The organism is Kocuria sp. HMSC066H03, from assembly GCF_001812045.1.
Lineage (GTDB): Bacteria > Actinomycetota > Actinomycetes > Actinomycetales > Micrococcaceae > Kocuria > Kocuria rhizophila.
In genome coordinates, this window is the sequence record NZ_KV807506.1 from 665110 (window position 1) to 681400 (window position 16291).

The 16291-nt window shown below is 70.3% G+C and carries 14 protein-coding genes; 9 read left to right on the forward strand and 5 right to left on the reverse strand.

All coding sequences use genetic code 11. The features are described 5' to 3' along the window. Positions 1-134 precede the first annotated feature (134 nt). The 5 genes from purS to cls all read left to right on the forward strand — a co-directional run bounded on the left by purS (position 135) and on the right by cls (position 5720). Positions 135-392: a phosphoribosylformylglycinamidine synthase subunit PurS gene (purS, locus tag HMPREF2833_RS06435; protein WP_019309891.1), complete on the forward strand. Its 258-nt coding sequence runs from the start codon at positions 135-137 to the stop codon at positions 390-392. A gap of 2 nt (positions 393-394) precedes the next feature. Then, positions 395-1186: a phosphoribosylformylglycinamidine synthase subunit PurQ gene (gene purQ / locus HMPREF2833_RS06440; RefSeq protein ID WP_070637010.1), complete on the forward strand. Its 792-nt coding sequence runs from the start codon at positions 395-397 to the stop codon at positions 1184-1186. Positions 1187-1359: 173 nt separating this feature from the next. Continuing rightward, positions 1360-3657: a phosphoribosylformylglycinamidine synthase subunit PurL gene (gene purL / locus HMPREF2833_RS06445; protein WP_059281620.1), complete on the forward strand. Its 2298-nt coding sequence runs from the start codon at positions 1360-1362 to the stop codon at positions 3655-3657. Positions 3658-3704: 47 nt separating this feature from the next. After that, positions 3705-4220 carry a GNAT family N-acetyltransferase gene (locus HMPREF2833_RS06450; RefSeq protein ID WP_052239310.1) on the forward strand — a complete coding sequence of 172 codons (516 nt, stop codon included), beginning with the start codon at positions 3705-3707 and terminating at the stop codon, positions 4218-4220. 9 nt (positions 4221-4229) lie between these two features. Further along, the gene (gene cls / locus HMPREF2833_RS06455; protein WP_039101629.1) at positions 4230-5720 is read left to right on the forward strand and encodes a cardiolipin synthase; all 1491 of its coding nucleotides are present in this window, start codon (positions 4230-4232) and stop codon (positions 5718-5720) included. Between the two features lie 241 nt (positions 5721-5961). Here cls and HMPREF2833_RS06460 read toward each other — a convergent pair whose 3' ends face one another. Next, positions 5962-7026 (reverse strand): alcohol dehydrogenase, encoded by a 1065-nt coding sequence (locus tag HMPREF2833_RS06460; RefSeq protein WP_039101628.1) that lies wholly within the window; start codon positions 7024-7026, stop codon positions 5962-5964. Positions 7027-7288: 262 nt separating this feature from the next. Here HMPREF2833_RS06460 and HMPREF2833_RS06465 point away from each other — a divergent pair, with 262 nt between their 5' ends. Further along, positions 7289-7843, forward strand: coding sequence for a DinB family protein (locus HMPREF2833_RS06465; protein WP_019309885.1), 555 nt, complete (start codon positions 7289-7291; stop codon positions 7841-7843). A gap of 112 nt (positions 7844-7955) precedes the next feature. Here the strand turns inward: HMPREF2833_RS06465 and HMPREF2833_RS06470 are convergent, their stop codons facing one another. Further along, positions 7956-8369, reverse strand: a complete 414-nt coding sequence (locus HMPREF2833_RS06470) for a hypothetical protein (protein ID WP_019309884.1) — start codon at positions 8367-8369, stop codon at positions 7956-7958. Positions 8370-8652: 283 nt separating this feature from the next. On the opposite strand from HMPREF2833_RS06470, the gene HMPREF2833_RS06475 reads away from it, so the two are divergent. Both HMPREF2833_RS06475 and HMPREF2833_RS06480 read left to right on the forward strand, forming a co-directional pair. Then, positions 8653-9645, forward strand: coding sequence for a succinate dehydrogenase/fumarate reductase transmembrane subunit (locus HMPREF2833_RS06475; protein ID WP_070637011.1), 993 nt, complete (start codon positions 8653-8655; stop codon positions 9643-9645). Further along, complete coding sequence (locus tag HMPREF2833_RS06480; RefSeq protein ID WP_070637012.1) at positions 9645-10361, forward strand: succinate dehydrogenase/fumarate reductase iron-sulfur subunit; 717 nt, start codon at positions 9645-9647, stop codon at positions 10359-10361. Before HMPREF2833_RS06475 ends, HMPREF2833_RS06480 begins: the two co-directional genes overlap by 1 nt. 111 nt (positions 10362-10472) lie before the next feature. Here the strand turns inward: HMPREF2833_RS06480 and HMPREF2833_RS06485 are convergent, their stop codons facing one another. Beyond that, entirely contained in the window at positions 10473-11042 is a 570-nt protein-coding gene (locus HMPREF2833_RS06485) for a hypothetical protein (protein WP_135010707.1), read from the reverse strand. 156 nt (positions 11043-11198) lie between these two features. Between HMPREF2833_RS06485 and HMPREF2833_RS06490 the strand changes: the two genes are divergently transcribed. Then, positions 11199-12449: a YkvI family membrane protein gene (locus HMPREF2833_RS06490; protein ID WP_070637014.1), complete on the forward strand. Its 1251-nt coding sequence runs from the start codon at positions 11199-11201 to the stop codon at positions 12447-12449. Between the two features lie 159 nt (positions 12450-12608). Here HMPREF2833_RS06490 and HMPREF2833_RS06495 read toward each other — a convergent pair whose 3' ends face one another. Both HMPREF2833_RS06495 and ilvD read right to left on the reverse strand, forming a co-directional pair. Then, entirely contained in the window at positions 12609-14096 is a 1488-nt protein-coding gene (locus HMPREF2833_RS06495; protein ID WP_070637015.1) for an alanine/glycine:cation symporter family protein, read from the reverse strand. Positions 14097-14250: 154 nt separating this feature from the next. Further along, positions 14251-16089 carry a dihydroxy-acid dehydratase gene (gene ilvD, locus HMPREF2833_RS06500; RefSeq protein WP_070637016.1) on the reverse strand — a complete coding sequence of 613 codons (1839 nt, stop codon included), beginning with the start codon at positions 16087-16089 and terminating at the stop codon, positions 14251-14253. Positions 16090-16291 lie beyond the last annotated feature (202 nt).

Below are 16291 nucleotides of genomic sequence, written 5' to 3' on the forward strand. Positions count from 1 at the left end.
GCACCCACTAGAGTGGGGAGCGCAAGCTCGCGGAGCGTCGTCGTCGCCCGGGGAACGGCCCCGGACGCGCCAGACGTGAGACGGCACCGACTCCGCGCGCCCCACAGTTCCCACACCGCGTACAGGAGCGTTCCATGGCCCGAATCGTCGTCGACGTCATGCCCAAGCCGGAGATCCTCGACCCGCAGGGCAAGGCCATTGCGAACGAGCTGCCCCGCATCGGTCTCAGCGGCTTCACCGAGGTCCGCCAGGGCCGCCGCTTCGAGCTCACCGTGGAGGGCGAGGCCACCGAGCAGGTGCTCGCCCAGGCGCGCGAGGCCGCGGAGAAGCTGCTCTCCAACCCGGTGATCGAGGACGTGGTCAACGTCAGCGCACTGCCCGAGGAGCACTGAGCGTGGCCCAGAACCTGAGCCCCGAGCAGACCCCCCTGGTGGCGGACCTTTCCCAGCCCGCCCCGGACTCCCGCCTCGCTGCCGTGCGCGTGGGCGTGGTGACCTTCCCCGGCACCCTGGACGACCGCGACGCCGCCCGCGCCGTGGAGATCGCCGGCGGCACCGCCGTGCCGCTCTGGTACGCGGACGAGGACCTGCAGGGCGTGGACGCGGTGATCCTGCCCGGCGGCTTCTCCTACGGTGACTACCTCCGGGCCGGTGCGATCGCGCGCTTCGCCCCGCTCATGGACAAGATCGTGGACGCGGCGAGCGCGGACGGCGGGATGCCCGTGCTCGGCATCTGCAACGGCTTCCAGGTGCTCACCGAGGCGCACCTGCTGCCCGGGTCCATGATCAAGAACGAGCAGCTGAAGTTCATCTGCCGGGACCAGGGCCTGCGCGTGGAGAACGCGGACACCGCGTGGACCGGTCGCTTCACGGCCGGCCAGGAGATCGTGGTGCCGCTGAAGAACCAGGACGGTCAGTACGTGGCGGACCAGCGCACCCTGGACGAGCTCGAGGCCGAGCACCGCGTGGTTTTCCGCTACACGGGCGGCAACCCGAACGGCTCCCGCAACGACATCGCCGGGATCACCAACGCGCAGGGCAACGTGGTGGGGCTCATGCCGCACCCCGAGCACGCCGTGGAGCCCGGTTTCGGCGCGGACCTCTCCGGGGCCGGCGCCGTGGGGATGCGCGAGGGCACGGACGGGCTGGACGTGTTCGTCTCCGTCCTGGAGCGCCTGACCAGCTGACGGGCGACGACGCCGCGTGCCTGGGCGGCGTCGTCGTGCCGCACCGCGCCGCCAGCCAACCGCCCCTCCTCCGCCAGCGGGCCACCGCCGCCGCGCAGCACCCACCAGCCACCACGAACCGGCGTGAGCGCACCTCACGCCCCACCCGTTCACGTAAGGGACCCGCAGACGTCATGAGTGAAACGCACTTCAACCTGGACACCGTGGAGCACGCCACCTCCACCCCGGACACCGAGCTGCCCTGGGCCGAGCTGGGCCTGAACGAGGCCGAGTTCGAGCGCATCAAGGAAATCCTGGGCCGCCGTCCCACCGCGGCGGAGCTGGCCATGTACTCCGTGATGTGGTCCGAGCACTGCTCCTACAAGTCCTCCAAGGTGCACCTGCGCCAGTTCGGCGAGAAGGTCACGGAGGAGATGCGCCAGAACCTCATGGTGGGCATCGGGGAGAACGCCGGTGTCACGGACATCGGGGACGGCTGGGCCGTGACGTTCAAGATCGAGTCCCACAACCACCCGTCCTACGTGGAGCCCTACCAGGGTGCGGCCACGGGCGTGGGCGGGATCGTGCGGGACATCATCTCCATGGGCGCCCGCCCCGTGGCCGTGATGGACCCGCTGCGCTTCGGCGCGATCGACCACCCGGACACCCAGCGCGTGGTGCACGGGATCGTGGCCGGCGTGGGCGGCTACGGCAACTCGCTGGGGCTGCCGAACATCGGCGGCGAGGTGGAGTTCGACCCCTGCTACCAGGGCAACCCCCTGGTCAACGCGCTGGCCGTGGGCGTGATGCGCCACGAGGACATCCGCCTGGCCAACGCCTCCGGCACGGGCAACAGGGTGGTGCTCTTCGGAGCGCGCACCGGCGGTGACGGGATCGGCGGCGCGTCCGTGCTGGCGTCGGAGTCCTTCGACGACTCCAAGCCCTCCAAGCGCCCCGCCGTGCAGGTGGGTGACCCCTTCGCGGAGAAGGTGCTCATCGAGTGCTGCCTGGAGCTGTTCAAGTCCTCCCTGGTGGAGGGCATCCAGGACCTCGGGGCGGCGGGCATCTCCTGCGCCACCTCCGAGCTGGCCTCCAACGGGGACGGCGGGATGCGGGTGAACCTGGACGAGGTGCTGCTGCGCGATCCCTCGCTGACCCCGGGTGAGATCCTCATGTCCGAGTCCCAGGAGCGGATGATGGCCGTGGTCACCCCGGAGAAGGTCGAGGCCTTCGAGGCGGTCATGGACCGGTGGGACGTGGAGTACTCGTGGATCGGCGAGGTCACGGACACCGGTCGGCTGGTCATCGACTACCAGGGCGAGGTGATCGTGGACGTGGATCCGCGCACCGTGGCCCACGACGGCCCCGTCTACGAGCGCCCCTATGCCCGCCCGGAGTCCCAGGACGCCCTGCAGGAAGCGCACTTCACCGGCTCCCCCGAGGACGCCGCGCGCCCGTCCGGCGCGGAGCTCGGCCCCGCGCTGCTCGAGCTGATGGCCTCCCCCAACCTGTGCTCTAAGGAGTGGGTCACCAGCCAGTACGACCGCTACGTGCAGGGCAACACGGCCATGGCCATGCCCGACGACGCCGGCGTGGTCCGCGTGGACGAGCGCAGCAACCTGGGCGTGGCCCTGTCCACCGACTCCAACGGCCGCTACACCCGCCTGGACCCGTACCACGGTGCCCAGCTCGCGCTCGCGCAGGCGTACCGCAACGTGGCCACCGCGGGCGCCCGCCCCGTGGCGGTCTCCGACTGCCTGAACTTCGGCTCCCCCGAGGACCCGGACGTGATGTGGCAGTTCGCGGAGGCCGTGCGCGGTCTCGCGGACGGCTGCCAGGCCATCGGCGTGCCCGTCACGGGCGGCAACGTGTCCCTCTACAACCAGACGGGCGGTGTGGCCATCAACCCCACCCCGGTGGTGGCCATGATGGGCGTGTTCGACGACGTCACGCGCCGCACCCCCTCGGGCTGGCGCGAGGACGGCCAGGCGGTCTACCTCATGGGAGAGACCGCGGACGAGCTGGACGGCTCCGAGTGGGCGCGCATCCGCGGCCACCTGGGCGGCACGCCCCCGCGCGTGGACCTGGACCAGGAGCGCGTGCTCGCGGACATGCTGATCAACATGTCCCGGGACGGCATGATCGACGCCGCGCACGACGTCGCCGAGGGCGGGCTCGCCGCCACGCTCGCCGAGATGGCCCTGCGCTTCGGCGTGGGCGCCCGCATCGGCCTCGGCGAGGTGGCCGAGCGTGACGGCCTGGACCTGTTCACGCTGCTGTTCTCCGAGACCCAGGCGCGCGCCGTCGTGAGCGTGCCCCGCTCCGAGGAGGTCCGCTTCCGGGACATGTGCACCGTGCGCAACTATCCTTTCGCAAGGATCGGCGTGGTGGACACCGAGAACGGCTCCCTGGACGTCCAGGGCGAGTTCGCGGTGCCGCTGGACGAGCTGCGGACGGCCCACGAGGCCACGCTGCCGCGGCACTTCGGCTGATCCCCGCGAGCACGCGGGCGGCACGAGAGACCCCGGAAGGTATGGGCATGCTGGACGAGCTGCCGGGCGCCGAGCCCCCGGCCCCGATAGTCACACGACGGCTGGAGCTGCGGCCGTTCACGCCGGACGAGCTGGAGGCCGTCGCCTCGGGCACCTCCCTGCCCCACTTCGCGCGGGGTTTCCCCTCCGCGCAGAACCAGGACTGGGCGCGGGACGCCCTGGCCGCCGGGGAGCACTTCTTCACCGAGTCACGGTGCGCCCAGCGCGCCGTGGTGGAGCGCTCCTCGGGCCAGGTCATCGGCGCGGCAGGGTTCACCGGTCCCGCCATGGACCACGAGCTCGAGGTCGAGGGGTCCCTGGTGCCGCAGCACCGGGGCCAGGGGCTCGCCACCGAGGGGTTGCGCGCCCTGCTGGAGGAAGCCTTCGAGGATCCCGACGTGCGCGCGGTCCAGGCCTCGGTGCCCACGGGCGAGCACCCCGCACACCACGTCCTCGCGCGGTGCGGGTTCCAGCCCCTGCCCTCCGACGGCTCGGAGGACTCCTACCGCCTGCCGCGCCCCTGAGCCACTCCCGTGAGCCCCTGGATACCCTTCAACCTGCTGCCCGCGGACACCCTGCCCGAGTGGATCCTGGTGGCCCTCGCGGGGCTGGACCTGCTGCTCAAGATCGTGGCCCTGGGCTGGATCCCGCACCGGCGCCGCCCCTCCGTGGCGCTCGCGTGGCTGCTGGCCATCTTGCTGGTGCCGTACGCGGGGATCGTGCTGTTCCTGGTGCTCGGCTCCGCCCGCCTGCCGCGCAAGCGCATGGAGCAGCAGGCTCGGATGAACCACGTGATCCAGGAGAACACTCCCCCGGGGGTGGCCGTGGGCCGCGAGCTGGAGCGCTACCCCCAGTGGGTGCGCACCACGGCGGAGCTCAACCAGAACCTGGGTGCGCTGCCCATGGTGGGTGGCAACGACTTCGAGATCCTCCCGGACAACCACGAGAACATGGCGCGGATGGCCGCGGACGTGGACGCCGCCACGGACTACGTGCACTTCGAGTTCTACATCGTGGCCGTGGACCAGGTCTCCCGGGACCTGCTCAACGCCCTGATCCGGGCCCACGAGCGCGGCGTGCGCGTGCGCATCCTCATCGACCACGTGGGTTCCCTGGGCTACCCGGGCTACGCCGAGCTGGTCAAGGAGTTCGACCGCTGCGGTGTGCCGTGGCGCCGCATGCTGCCCATCCGCCCGTGGCGCGGGGAGTGGCAGCGCCCGGACCTGCGCAACCACCGCAAGATCCTGGTGGTGGACGGCCGGGTGGCCCACACGGGCTCGCAGAACATCATCCACCGCTCGTACAACAAGCGGAAGAACATCCGGAAGGGCCGCCAGTGGCGTGACCTCATGATCCGCTGCACCGGCGCCGTGGTCACGGAGCTCAACGCCGTGTTCGTCTCCGACTGGTACTCCGAGACGGACGACCTGCTGCTGGACGAGTCCCCCTCCGCCCTGGAGCCGAGCCCCGGGCCCGCGTACGCGCAGGTGGTCCCCTCCGGACCCGGCTTTGAGACCGAGAACAACCTGCGGCTGTTCAACCACCTGATCTACAACGCCAACCGCCGGGTGGTGATCTCCAGCCCGTACTTCGTGCCGGACGAGTCCCTGCTCCACGCCCTCACCACGGAGGCGCAGGCCGGGGTGCAGATCCAGCTGTTCGTGGGGGAGACCTCTGACCAGTTCCTCGCGCAGCACGCCCAGAACTCGTACTACTCCGAGCTGGCGCGCGCCGGTGTGGAGATCTACCGCTACAGCTCCCCCACGGTGCTGCACGCCAAGTTCGTGCTCGTGGACGACATCGTCTCCGTGATCGGCTCCTCCAACATGGACGAGCGTTCCTTCGCCCTGGACCTCGAGGTCTCCGTGATGATCGTGGACCGGGAGTTCCGCGCCCGCATGGAGCGCGTGGTCGAGGACTTCACGGCGTGCTCCACGCTCCTGGACGTGGCCGCGTGGGAGCAGCGCTCCCTGGGGCGCAAGTACGTGGAGAACATCTGCCGCCTCACCTCCGGCCTGCTCTGACACCACCCCGGACGACGACGCCGGGCGGCCCAGTGCGGCGTCGTCCGGTCCCTTGGCGCCATGCACGCCGTGCCGTCCACGCGGCCGTCCACCCGGAGCAGGGCGACCCGGGCGCGGCGCCACACTGGCGGTGTCCCCGCGTGTGCGTTCCGCGCACGGGTGCGGGGACGCCGTCGCCACCCGGTGAGATCGGGGCGGCGACGTCGTCGTCGTGCGCGGTGGGCACGGGGCCCGGTGCAGGTCAGTCCGCCACGAGCACCGCGCGGCCGTTGACGGTGCGGTTGCGCAGTCCCTCCAGGGACGCGTTGACCTGCTCGGCGCTGAGCGGGACCTCCACGATGGGCGGCCGGGGCAGGTCCACGTCCTGGGCGAGCTGCACGAGCTCCTTGAGCTCGGGGAGGCTGCCCACGAAATTGCCGCGGATGTTCAGCAGGTTGAACGCCGCGAGCGCGGTGGGGAACGAGTACTGGCCGCCGAACAGCCCCACGCTCACCAGGGTGCCGCCGTTGGCCATGGCGAACAGCGCGGCGCTGGAGGTGTCCCCGTTGTTGACCAGGTCGATGGCCGCGGCGATCTTCTCCCCGCCGGCCGCGACGATGTCCTTGACCAGGTTCTCCCCGCCCACGGTGACGGTCGCGGAGGCGCCCACCGCGGTGGCGTTCTCCAGTGCGGCCTGGCTCATGTCCACCGCCACGATGTTCTCGTGGCCCAGGGCCTTGAGCACGGCAATGGTCATGAGCCCCACGCCGCCGGCGCCGATCACGGCCACGGGCTTGTCCGCAGGAACCGGCATGATCTTCTGCACGGCGGAGAAGGACGTCAGTCCGGAGCACGCGAGTGTGGCGCCGAAGGAGGGGTCGATGTCCCCGAGCGGGATCAGGTAGCGCTCCCCCGGAACGTGCACCTCCTCGGCGTAGCCGCCCCTGCGCTGCACGGACAGGTTGCGCTTCTTCCCGCTGCAGTAGTTCTCGCGGTCCTCCCGGCAGGCCTGGCACTCGCCGCAGCCGATCCAGGGGTAGACGATGTACTTGGTGTCACCGGGCTCCACGGTGGCGTCCGGGCCGGTGGCCACCACGTCCCCCACGATCTCGTGGCCGAGCACCACCGGGTACTGGGCCCCCGCGGCGGTCAGTTCGTAGTGGCCGGCGTCGCCGAGGTCGAAGTAGCCGTCCTGGCAGTGCACGTCCGAGTGGCACACCCCCGAGTGCGTGACCCGGACAATGACGTCCGTCCCTTCCAGGGCCGGGCGGTCGACGTCCATCTCCTCCGCCGGGGAACCGGGCTCTGCGTGACCGAAAACCTTCATGGTTGCTCCTTCGCAGCGTGTTCGGATGTGCACTTCACATGTGGGCTGCACTGTCACTGTAGGCCGCGTCACATCGGGGCAACACCGGTTCGGGGCATCATGTCGACTCTGGAGTAACAACTGCGCACGACGGCCCGGGCGCTGCACCAGCGCACCACGACGCCGCGGGGCTGGCGCAATCGACGCGCGGGGCGGGACCGCGGGGCCGAGCGGCGTCGTCCGCCGGTGTGGCACACGGCGGTCCGGCGCCCCGAGGCCTAGTGTGAGCCGCATGACATCACCCGCCGTGGACGAGCATGGCCGCCCAGAACCGCCCCAGCGCGGAGACGAGACCACCACCCTGTTCGGGTTCCTGGACTTCCTGCGTGCGACGATCCGCTGGAAGACGGAGGGACTGAGCACGGAACAGCTGCACAGCAGACCGCTGCCCACCTCCATGACACTGGGCGGGATGCTCAAACACCTCGCCTACGTGGAGGACCACTGGTTCTGCCACGTGCTCGGCGGGCGTGAACCGTGCTCACCGTGGGATGCGGTGGAGTGGCAGCAGGACCCCGACTGGGACTGGAACTCGGCCCCGGACGACGACGCCGCGCAGCTGCGGTCCCTCTGGTCCTCAGCCGTGGAGACGTCTCGGCAGCGGTGGGTCCTCTTCGCCGCGGAGCACGCCAACCCGCTGGACGCCCCGGTGAAACGGCCCGTTGGCGGAGACATGAGCGCGCGCTGGGTGATCACCCACATGATCGAGGAGTACGCCCGCCACTGCGGCCACGCGGACCTGCTGCGGGAGGCGCTCGACGGAGTCACGGGGGACTGAGCGGACGGCAGACCGGCCCGTGGTACTGGCGGGGCCGCGGGGACGGCTAGCGGGACGCCGTCTGCCGCGCCTCCCGCACATCCCGGCGGATGTTCACACCGGGGCTCCGCGCTCAGCTGTCCCGCTCCAGCAAGCCCTTGTACCGCTCGGTCGTGAGCTTCGAGAACAGCAGCACCAGCAGGGCCGAGGCGGCGCTCGCGAGCACGAGCCCCACGGACCACGGCACCCACACGGAGAACAGGGCGGCAATCACGAGCACGAACACAGCGGCCGAGCAGATCTGGGTGGCCACTGTGTTCCGGGTCAGGGCCAGGAACGCGGCGTCCACGAGCGTGTCCACCAGCATGAGCACCACCAGGACCACGCACGTGGCCAGGAACTGCGCCAGCAGGGTGAGCGGCCCGGTGGCCCGGCGCTCCCCGAAGACCTGCCACAGCACCTGGGGAGCCATCACCGCCAGCGGGATCCCCGCCAGCACCAGACACAGCTCCGCCAGCGTGCCCCACTCCTTGGCCGTGCCGCTCATGACGCACTCCTGAACTTGGTGCAAAACGCGCGCACGTACTCCTCGGCGAGGTGGTCGTATCCGGGCTGCATGGTCTCCACGCTCACACACCACGGCCGGCACCTCAAGAGCGGCGCGGTCTGCCCGCCCCGGTCTGGACGTGCGGGGCCGTGGGCGCGGATCGCGCCCTAGCGGCGTCGTGCGACCCCCGGGGTGGGTGCCGTGTCCGGTGCGCAACGGGCATGACCGCGTGTGACCCCGGGAACTGATGGCCCTCCCGGGGAGCTTCTAAGATGGCTCAGTGATGAACCCCGCCACCCCTCCCTCGCGCCAGGGCACCGCACCGACCGCTGCGCCGCCGACGCGCCGGGCCGCACCCGCCACCGCCGACGACGCCGCCCCGGCGACCTCGGGCGCGTGGCAGGCCTCGGTGGGAGCGGCGTCGAACGCAGACCTGAAACTCGCGATGGCCGCTTCCGGGACCGTGCTGAGCGTGTTCACCGTGGGACACATGGCGGGCAACATGCAGGTCTACCTGGGGCGGGAGCGGTACAACCGCTACGCGCTGCTGCTGCGCCACGCGGGCGCGCCGGTCCTGCCCGCGAACACCCTGCTGTGGGCGGCGCGGATCGGGCTGCTCGCGAGCACGGCCACCCACGTGGCCGCCGGCACGGAGCTGACCCTGCGGGCCTGGCGCGCCGAGGGACGCACCGTGGCGGGAACCGTCCGGCAGGTCACGCGGCAGGTCGCCACGGTGGTGGACCGGCGCCCCCGCCTCGCGCTGCCCGGACGGCCCATGGGCGTGCCCAGGCAGATGACGGGCACAGCGCAGGTTTACCGTCGCGCCCCGTTCGACGGTGCCCTCCTCCCGGGCCGCTTCGACGCCGGCGCCCCCCGCAGGCGCCCTCGGGGACGACGCCGCTCGGTCCCCCAAATGATCGCGCGCTCCATGCGGTCCACGGGCGCCGTGCTCGGCTTGTTCGTGACCTACCACGTGCTGGACCTGACCACGGGCACCCGCCCGGCGGCGTCACGGTCCTTCGAGCACGGGGACGCCTACGGGAACCTGGTGGGCAGCCTCTCCCGGCCCGTGGTGGCGGTGTTCTACACGGCCTCCATGGCCGCGCTGGCCGGGCACATGGTCCACGGGCTGCGCACGGCCGCACTGGACACCGGGCTCACGACCACGGCCCGGCGCGTGCACCGGGTGGATGTCGCCGCGAAGGCCGTGGGCGCCGTCGTCGCCGTGGGCAACGCGAGTATTCCCCTGGCCGTATCTTTCAAGGTGGTGCGCTGATGCTGCTGACCGTGCACGTGTGGCGCCAGGCGGACGCCAGCACCCCCGGGGGCTTCGAAACCGTCCACCCCGTGGAGGCCCGCGAGGACATGAGCGTCCTGGAGCTGCTGGACGCCGTCAACGAGACACTCGAACGCCAGGGGGACGAGCCCGTGAGCTTCGACGACGGCTGCCGCGAGGGCATCTGCGGCAAGTGCGGTGTGACCGTGGACGGCGTGCCGCACGGCCCGGACCGCAACAGGGCCTCGTGCATGCAGTCCCTGAACGCCTACCGGGACGGGGACGAGGTCTTCATCGAGCCCCTGCGCGCCGGGGCACTGCCCGTCACGAAGGACCTCGCCGTGGACAAGAAGTCCCTGCGGCGCGTGTCCAAGGAGGCCAAGTTCCCGGTGGCCATGAAGGCGCTGAACACCGCGGGCTGCATCAGCTGCGGCGCGTGCATCGCCGCGTGCCCCAACGGTTCCGGGCAGCTGTTCGTGGGCACCATGCTCAAGCACCTGCCGCCGCTGGCCAAGACCCCCGAGGAGCGTGACGAGCGCGCCGCCAAGGTGCTGGACGCCGCGGACCGGGAGTTCGGCCCGTGCTCCCTGCTGGGGGACTGCACAGAGGTGTGCCCCGCGGGGCTGCCGCTGGAGAACCTCACGTCCGTGGCCCGGGAGAACCTGCACCGCAGCTTCCCGGACCGGTACCCCGCGCCCGGGGATCCGCAGGACTGACGCGGCCCCGGGGTGCCCGGGCATCCCGCACGCGTGCGTTGCTGGTGCGGCCCGCTCAGGCGCGCACTGGTGGTTGCGCCCGCTCAGGCGCGCTGTGGTGGTGCCACCCGCTCAGGAGAGCCGCAGCACGGCGGCCGCGCGCCGCCACCCCTGGGGCTCAAGCCCGGGAACGTCGTCCTCGGGCACCACGGCGTAGAGCCGCTGCGCGTCCGCCAGGAACGCCTCGTTGGCCATCGCGGACACCAGCGGGTCCACCACCTCCGCGGGGTCCCGGTCCTCGGCGGTGCCCGCGACTACCGGCCCCATGAACGCCACCTCCCCCTGCACGGAGAGGGTCGAGTGCGCCACGGGGCGGCCCCACTCGTCCACCTCGAAGCGCAGGTGGTCCCCCATGGGGGCGTCGAACATCCCGGCATCCCCGGGGAAGCCCAGCCCGCGGTCCAGCTCCTGGACGTCACCGCTCAGCAGCACCTCGGTGGCCAGCACCTCCCGGCCCGCCGCCCGCGCCGCGGCCCGAACCTCCTCCGCCTGCCCGGGCTCGCACACGAGCACCGCACCGTCACCGCGCCCACCGGGCAGGGCGCCGTCCCACGCCCGCACCTCGCCCGGCGAAGCGTCCTCCTCGACCGCGTTCCACCCCGCCGCCCAGGCCTCCAGATCCGACTGCCACTGCTGCACCACGGCCACTCCCTCCACTCGTCGCCCGCCCTCGAGTATCCCACCGCCGCGGGGCCCGGGCGGTCCGGCTCCGGCGCATTCTCTATGCTTGGCCCGACAGGTTGTCACGCCGCGGCGTGCGCACCACGACATTCACCCACCCCTCGAGGAGATGCTCTCGTGTCCGCCAAGAAAACCCTTCAAGTCGCCCTGGCCTTCATCGGCCTCATGGTGGGCGCCGGCTTCGCCACGGGCCAGGAAGTCATCCAGTACTTCGTCTCGTTCGGCCTCTGGGGGCTCGCGGGAGCCGTCGTGGCGGGCATCCTGATGATCACGGCGGGAGCGGTGATCATCAACATCGGCAGCTACTTCCTGGCCGACGAGCACCTGGGGGTGTTCCGCTCCGTCTCCGCCCCCGTGGTCTCCCGCTTCCTGGACATCTCCGTGTCCCTCACCCTGCTGGCCATGGGCATCGTGATGCTCGCCGGCGCGGGCTCCACCCTGGAGCAGCAGTTCGGGCTCCCGGCGTGGATCGGCTCCGCGATCATGGTGGCCATCGTGATGCTCACCGGTCTGCTGGACGTCAACAAGGTCACCAACATCATCTCCGCCGTGACCCCGGTGATCTTCGTGGCCGTGATCGTCGCGTTCGTCTACACCCTCATGCAGCTTCCCGTGGACCTCGGTGCCATGAGCGATCTGGCCGTGCAGGCCGACTCCCCCGTGAGCCCGTGGTGGCTCTCCGCGATCAACTACACCTGCATGGCGCTGATGCTGGGCGTGTCCATGTCCCTGATGATCGGCGGCAACACCCTGGACCCGCGCGACGCCGGGCGCGGCGGCCTGCTGGGTGGCGTGGTCTACACCATCCTGCTGGTGATGAACGCGTTCGCGCTGCTCGTGAACTTCGACGCCGTGGGGGACGCGGACGTGCCCATGCTCAAGCTCTTCGAGAGCATGCACCCGGTGGCCTCCCTGGCCATGGTGTTCGTGACCTTCCTGATGATCTACAACACCACCATCAGCATGTTCTACGCGCTGGGCCGCCGCATGACGGTCAACCACCGCAAGCGCTACGTCCCGGTGTTCCTGGGCATCTGCGTCCTGGGCTACGTGATCAGCCTGGTGGGCTTCGGCACGCTGATGAGCGTGGTGTACCCGGTGATCGGCTACGTGGGCATGGTGCTGGTGGTCGTCATGTTCATCTGGTGGTTCCGCAACCGCGAGGCCATCGGTGTGGAAGCCGGGCGCCGCACCCGCATCCGCGCACTCATGACCAAGCGCGGTGACGAGACCAAGGAGTTCACCGCGTACAACGAGAACCAGCTGCGCGACGCCACCGAGGAGTCCCCCGCGGACAACGAGGCCCTCACCGGCGCCATGGAGGTCCAGGTCAAGCGGGAGCTCGGCGAGGACAAGTCCTCCTCCTGACGACGCCGCTGGGCGGCCTCCCACAGCACCGCAACCCGCCCTGCACACCCTGCAGGACATGACGAAACCCCCGGCAGCGACCGGGGGTTTCGTCATGGACGGGAGCGGGCGGCGTCGTGATCCGGTGCGGACGGATCCGCCGTGCGCCCGCGGGAGGGTTCAGCCGCGGGCGGTGTTCCTCTCCTGCGTGCGCTGCTCCCAGAAGATCGGCAGGGTCACGGTGTCCGTGCCGTCCCACGCGGACAGGCCGTGGATGCCGGGAATGTCTCCCGCCTTGAACACGGGCTCCACGCCAGCCTTGCGCTGCTCCATGTAGTTCTGCAGCACCTTGGCCGCCACACCTGCGAGCATCACCAGCGCAATGAGGTTCAGTGTGGCCATGATCGCCATGAACAGGTCCGCGAGCGACCACACGAGGTCCAGGGCCAGCACCGCGCCCATGAACACGCACACCAGCACGGCGAAGCGGTAGACGCCCATGGTCACGCGGGAGCGGGTCATGAAGCGGATGTTGGACTCGCCGTAGTAGTAGTTGCCGATCACGGAGGACCAGCCGAAGAGGAAGATCGCCACGGTCAGGAAGTGCACGGCCCACTCGCCCAGCTGCATGCCCAGCGCGGTCTGCGTGAGGGACGCACCCTGGCGCTGGTCCCCGTAGGTGGGGTTGGACAGCAGCACGATGAACGCGGTGATGGAGCACACCAGCATGGTGTCGAAGAAGACGCCCAGGGACTGCACGAAGCCCTGCTTTGCCGGGTGGGAGATGGACGCGGTGGCGCCGGCGTTCGGGGCGGAGCCCATGCCGGCCTCGTTGGAGAACAGACCGCGCTTCATGCCCTGGATGATCACGCCGATCAGACCACCCGTGATGAACTCGCGAATGCCGAACGCCCCCTCGATGATCATGCCGAACATGGCGGGGATCTCGGTGATGTTCAGGACCACCACGAGCAGCCCCAGCACCAGGTACAGCACGGCCATCACGGGCACGAGGATCTGGGTCACCGCGGAGATGGAGCGGATGCCACCGAAGATCACCAGTGCCGTGATGACCACCAGGGCCAGGCCCAGCACCACGCGCAGCCACATGTTCTGGCCCTCGGTGACGTCCACGTTGAAGGAGCCGGCCACGGCGTCCACGATCGAGTTGGACTGCACGGAGTTGAAGACGAAGCCGTAGGTCACGGTGATGATGACCGCGAAGAGCACGCCCATCCAGCGCTTGTTGAGCCCGCGCTCCATGTAGTACGCCGGGCCGCCCACGTAGCCGTCCGACGTCTTGACCTTGTAGAGCTGGCCCAGCAGGGACTCCACGAACGCGCTGGCCGCGCCGATCGCGGCGATGATCCACATCCAGAACACGGCACCGGGTCCGCCCAGGGTGATGGCGATGGCCACGCCGGCGATGTTGCCCGTGCCCACGCGAGCCGCTGCGGAGACCGTGAATGCGCGGAACGAGGAGATGCCCTTGCGCCCGTCCTCCTCACCGGCCGGATCGGTGAGCACGCGGAACATCTCGGGGATGCCGCGCAGCTGGATGGCCTTGGTGCGGACGGTCAGGTACAGGCCCACGCCGATGAGGACGGCGAAGACGACGTACCAGACGTACTCGCCCACCGTTCCGACGAGTTCGGTCAGTGCTTCCATGGAAAACTCCGGGATCTTCGGGGATGCCCGGACCGTGGGACTGTTCCAGTCGCGCGAGGGCCCGGGCGGGAAAAGAATGTGTGCTGCCACACCAATTCAGCACAGATTATCCGATTCCCACCCGGGCCGAGACCATCCGGGGCCGCTGCGGGGGTCAGTCCTCCACGACGCGCACGGCGCCCTTGTCGGCGCTCGTGACCATGGAGGCGTACGCCTTCAGCGCCTTGGACACCCTGCGCTCGCGCGGCTTGGTGGGCTTCCAGGGGGCATTCCCCTTCTCCTGGCGACGGCGCGCGAGCTCGGCGTCGTCCACGTTGACCCGCAGGATCCGGTTCTCCACGTCGATCTCGATCTCGTCCCCGTGCTCGATAAGGCCCACGGCACCGCCCGCGGCCGCCTCCGGGGAGATGTGCCCGATCGACAGCCCGGACGTGCCGCCCGAGAAGCGGCCGTCCGTGATGAGCGCGCACGTCTTGCCCAGGCCAAGACCCTTGAGGTAGCTGGTGGGGTAGAGCATTTCCTGCATCCCGGGGCCGCCCTTGGGGCCCTCGTACGCGATGACGACGATGTCCCCCTCCGTCACGTTCTTGGAGAGGATCTCGTGCACGGCCTCGTCCTGGGACTCCACCACGAACGCCCGGCCCGTGAAGTGGAACAGCTCGGGGTCGATGCCCGCGGTCTTGATGACCGCGCCGTCCTCCGCGATGTTGCCGAACAGCACGCACAGCCCACCCTCCGCGGTGTAGGCGTGCTCCACGGAGCGGATGCAGCCCTCGGCGGCGTCCACGTCGTGGTCCTCGTACTCGTTGGCCTGCGAGAACGCCTGGGTGGTGCGCACCCCGCCGGGAGCCGCGAGGAAGAAGTCGCGGGCGGCGTCGGACGCCTTGCCCGAGCGGATGTCCCACTCGTCCAGCCACTCGCCCATGGTCTGGGAGTGCACGGTGTGGACGTCCTCGTTGAGCAGCCCCCCGCGGCGCAGCTCGCCGAGGATCGCGGGGATGCCGCCGGCGCGGTGCACGTGCTCGATGTGGAACTTTGTGGAGTTCGGCGCCACCTTCGCCAAGCACGGCACGCGGCGGGAGAGGGCGTCGATGTCCGAGAGGGTGAAGTCCACCTCGGCCTCCTGCGCGGCGGCCAGGATGTGCAGCACGGTGTTGGTGGAGCCGCCCATGGCGATGTCCAGGGCCATGGCGTTCTCGAACGCGGCCTTGGTGGCGATGTTCCGCGGCAGCACGGACTCGTCGTCCTGCTCGTAGTACTTCTTCGCGGACTCCACCGCTCGGCGACCGGCCTCCAGGAACAGCCGCTTGCGGTTGACGTGGGTGGCCAGCGTGGTGCCGTTGCCGGGCAGGGAGAGCCCCAGCGCCTCGGTGAGGCAGTTCATGGAGTTGGCGGTGAACATCCCGGAGCACGAGCCGCACGTGGGGCACGCGTTCTCCTCGATCTGCGCGAGCTGCGCGTCCGTGACGGACTCGTCCACGGCCAGGGACATGGCATCCACCAGGTCCACGCGGTGCTCCACCACGCCCTCCACACCCTCGCCGGACTCCATGGGTCCGCCGGAGACGAACACCACGGGGATGTTCAGCCGCAGCGCCGCCATGAGCATGCCCGGGGTGATCTTGTCGCAGTTGGAGATGCACACCAGCGCGTCCGCGCAGTGGGCGTTGACCATGTACTCCACGGAGTCCGCGATGATGTCCCGCGAAGGCAGCGAGTACAGCATGCCGTCGTGGCCCATGGCGATGCCGTCGTCCACCGCGATGGTGTTGAACTCCTTGGCCACGCCCCCGGCCTCCTGGACCGCGGACGCCACCAGGTCACCCATGTTCTTGAGGTGCACGTGGCCGGGGACGAACTGCGTGAACGAGTTCGCAATCGCCACGATCGGCTTCCCGAAGTCCTCGCTCCCCATGCCCGTGGCCCGCCAGAGGGCGCGCGCTCCCGCCATGTTGCGGCCGGTGGTGGACGTTGCTGAACGCAGCTGCGGCACTGTGGTTCCTTCCCGAAAGACAGTGCCGGGGCGGGCCGTCGCTCTCCAACCCCGCCCCGGCACACGTGTTGCGCCCCAGCCTACGCGCGGCCCCGGGGCGGGTTTCACATCGCGGTCACGGATCTCACATCCCGGACTTTAGTTGCAGGCACCGCTCCTCCCGCCGACGACGCCGCACGGCCAGCTCCCCGCCCCGCCTCAC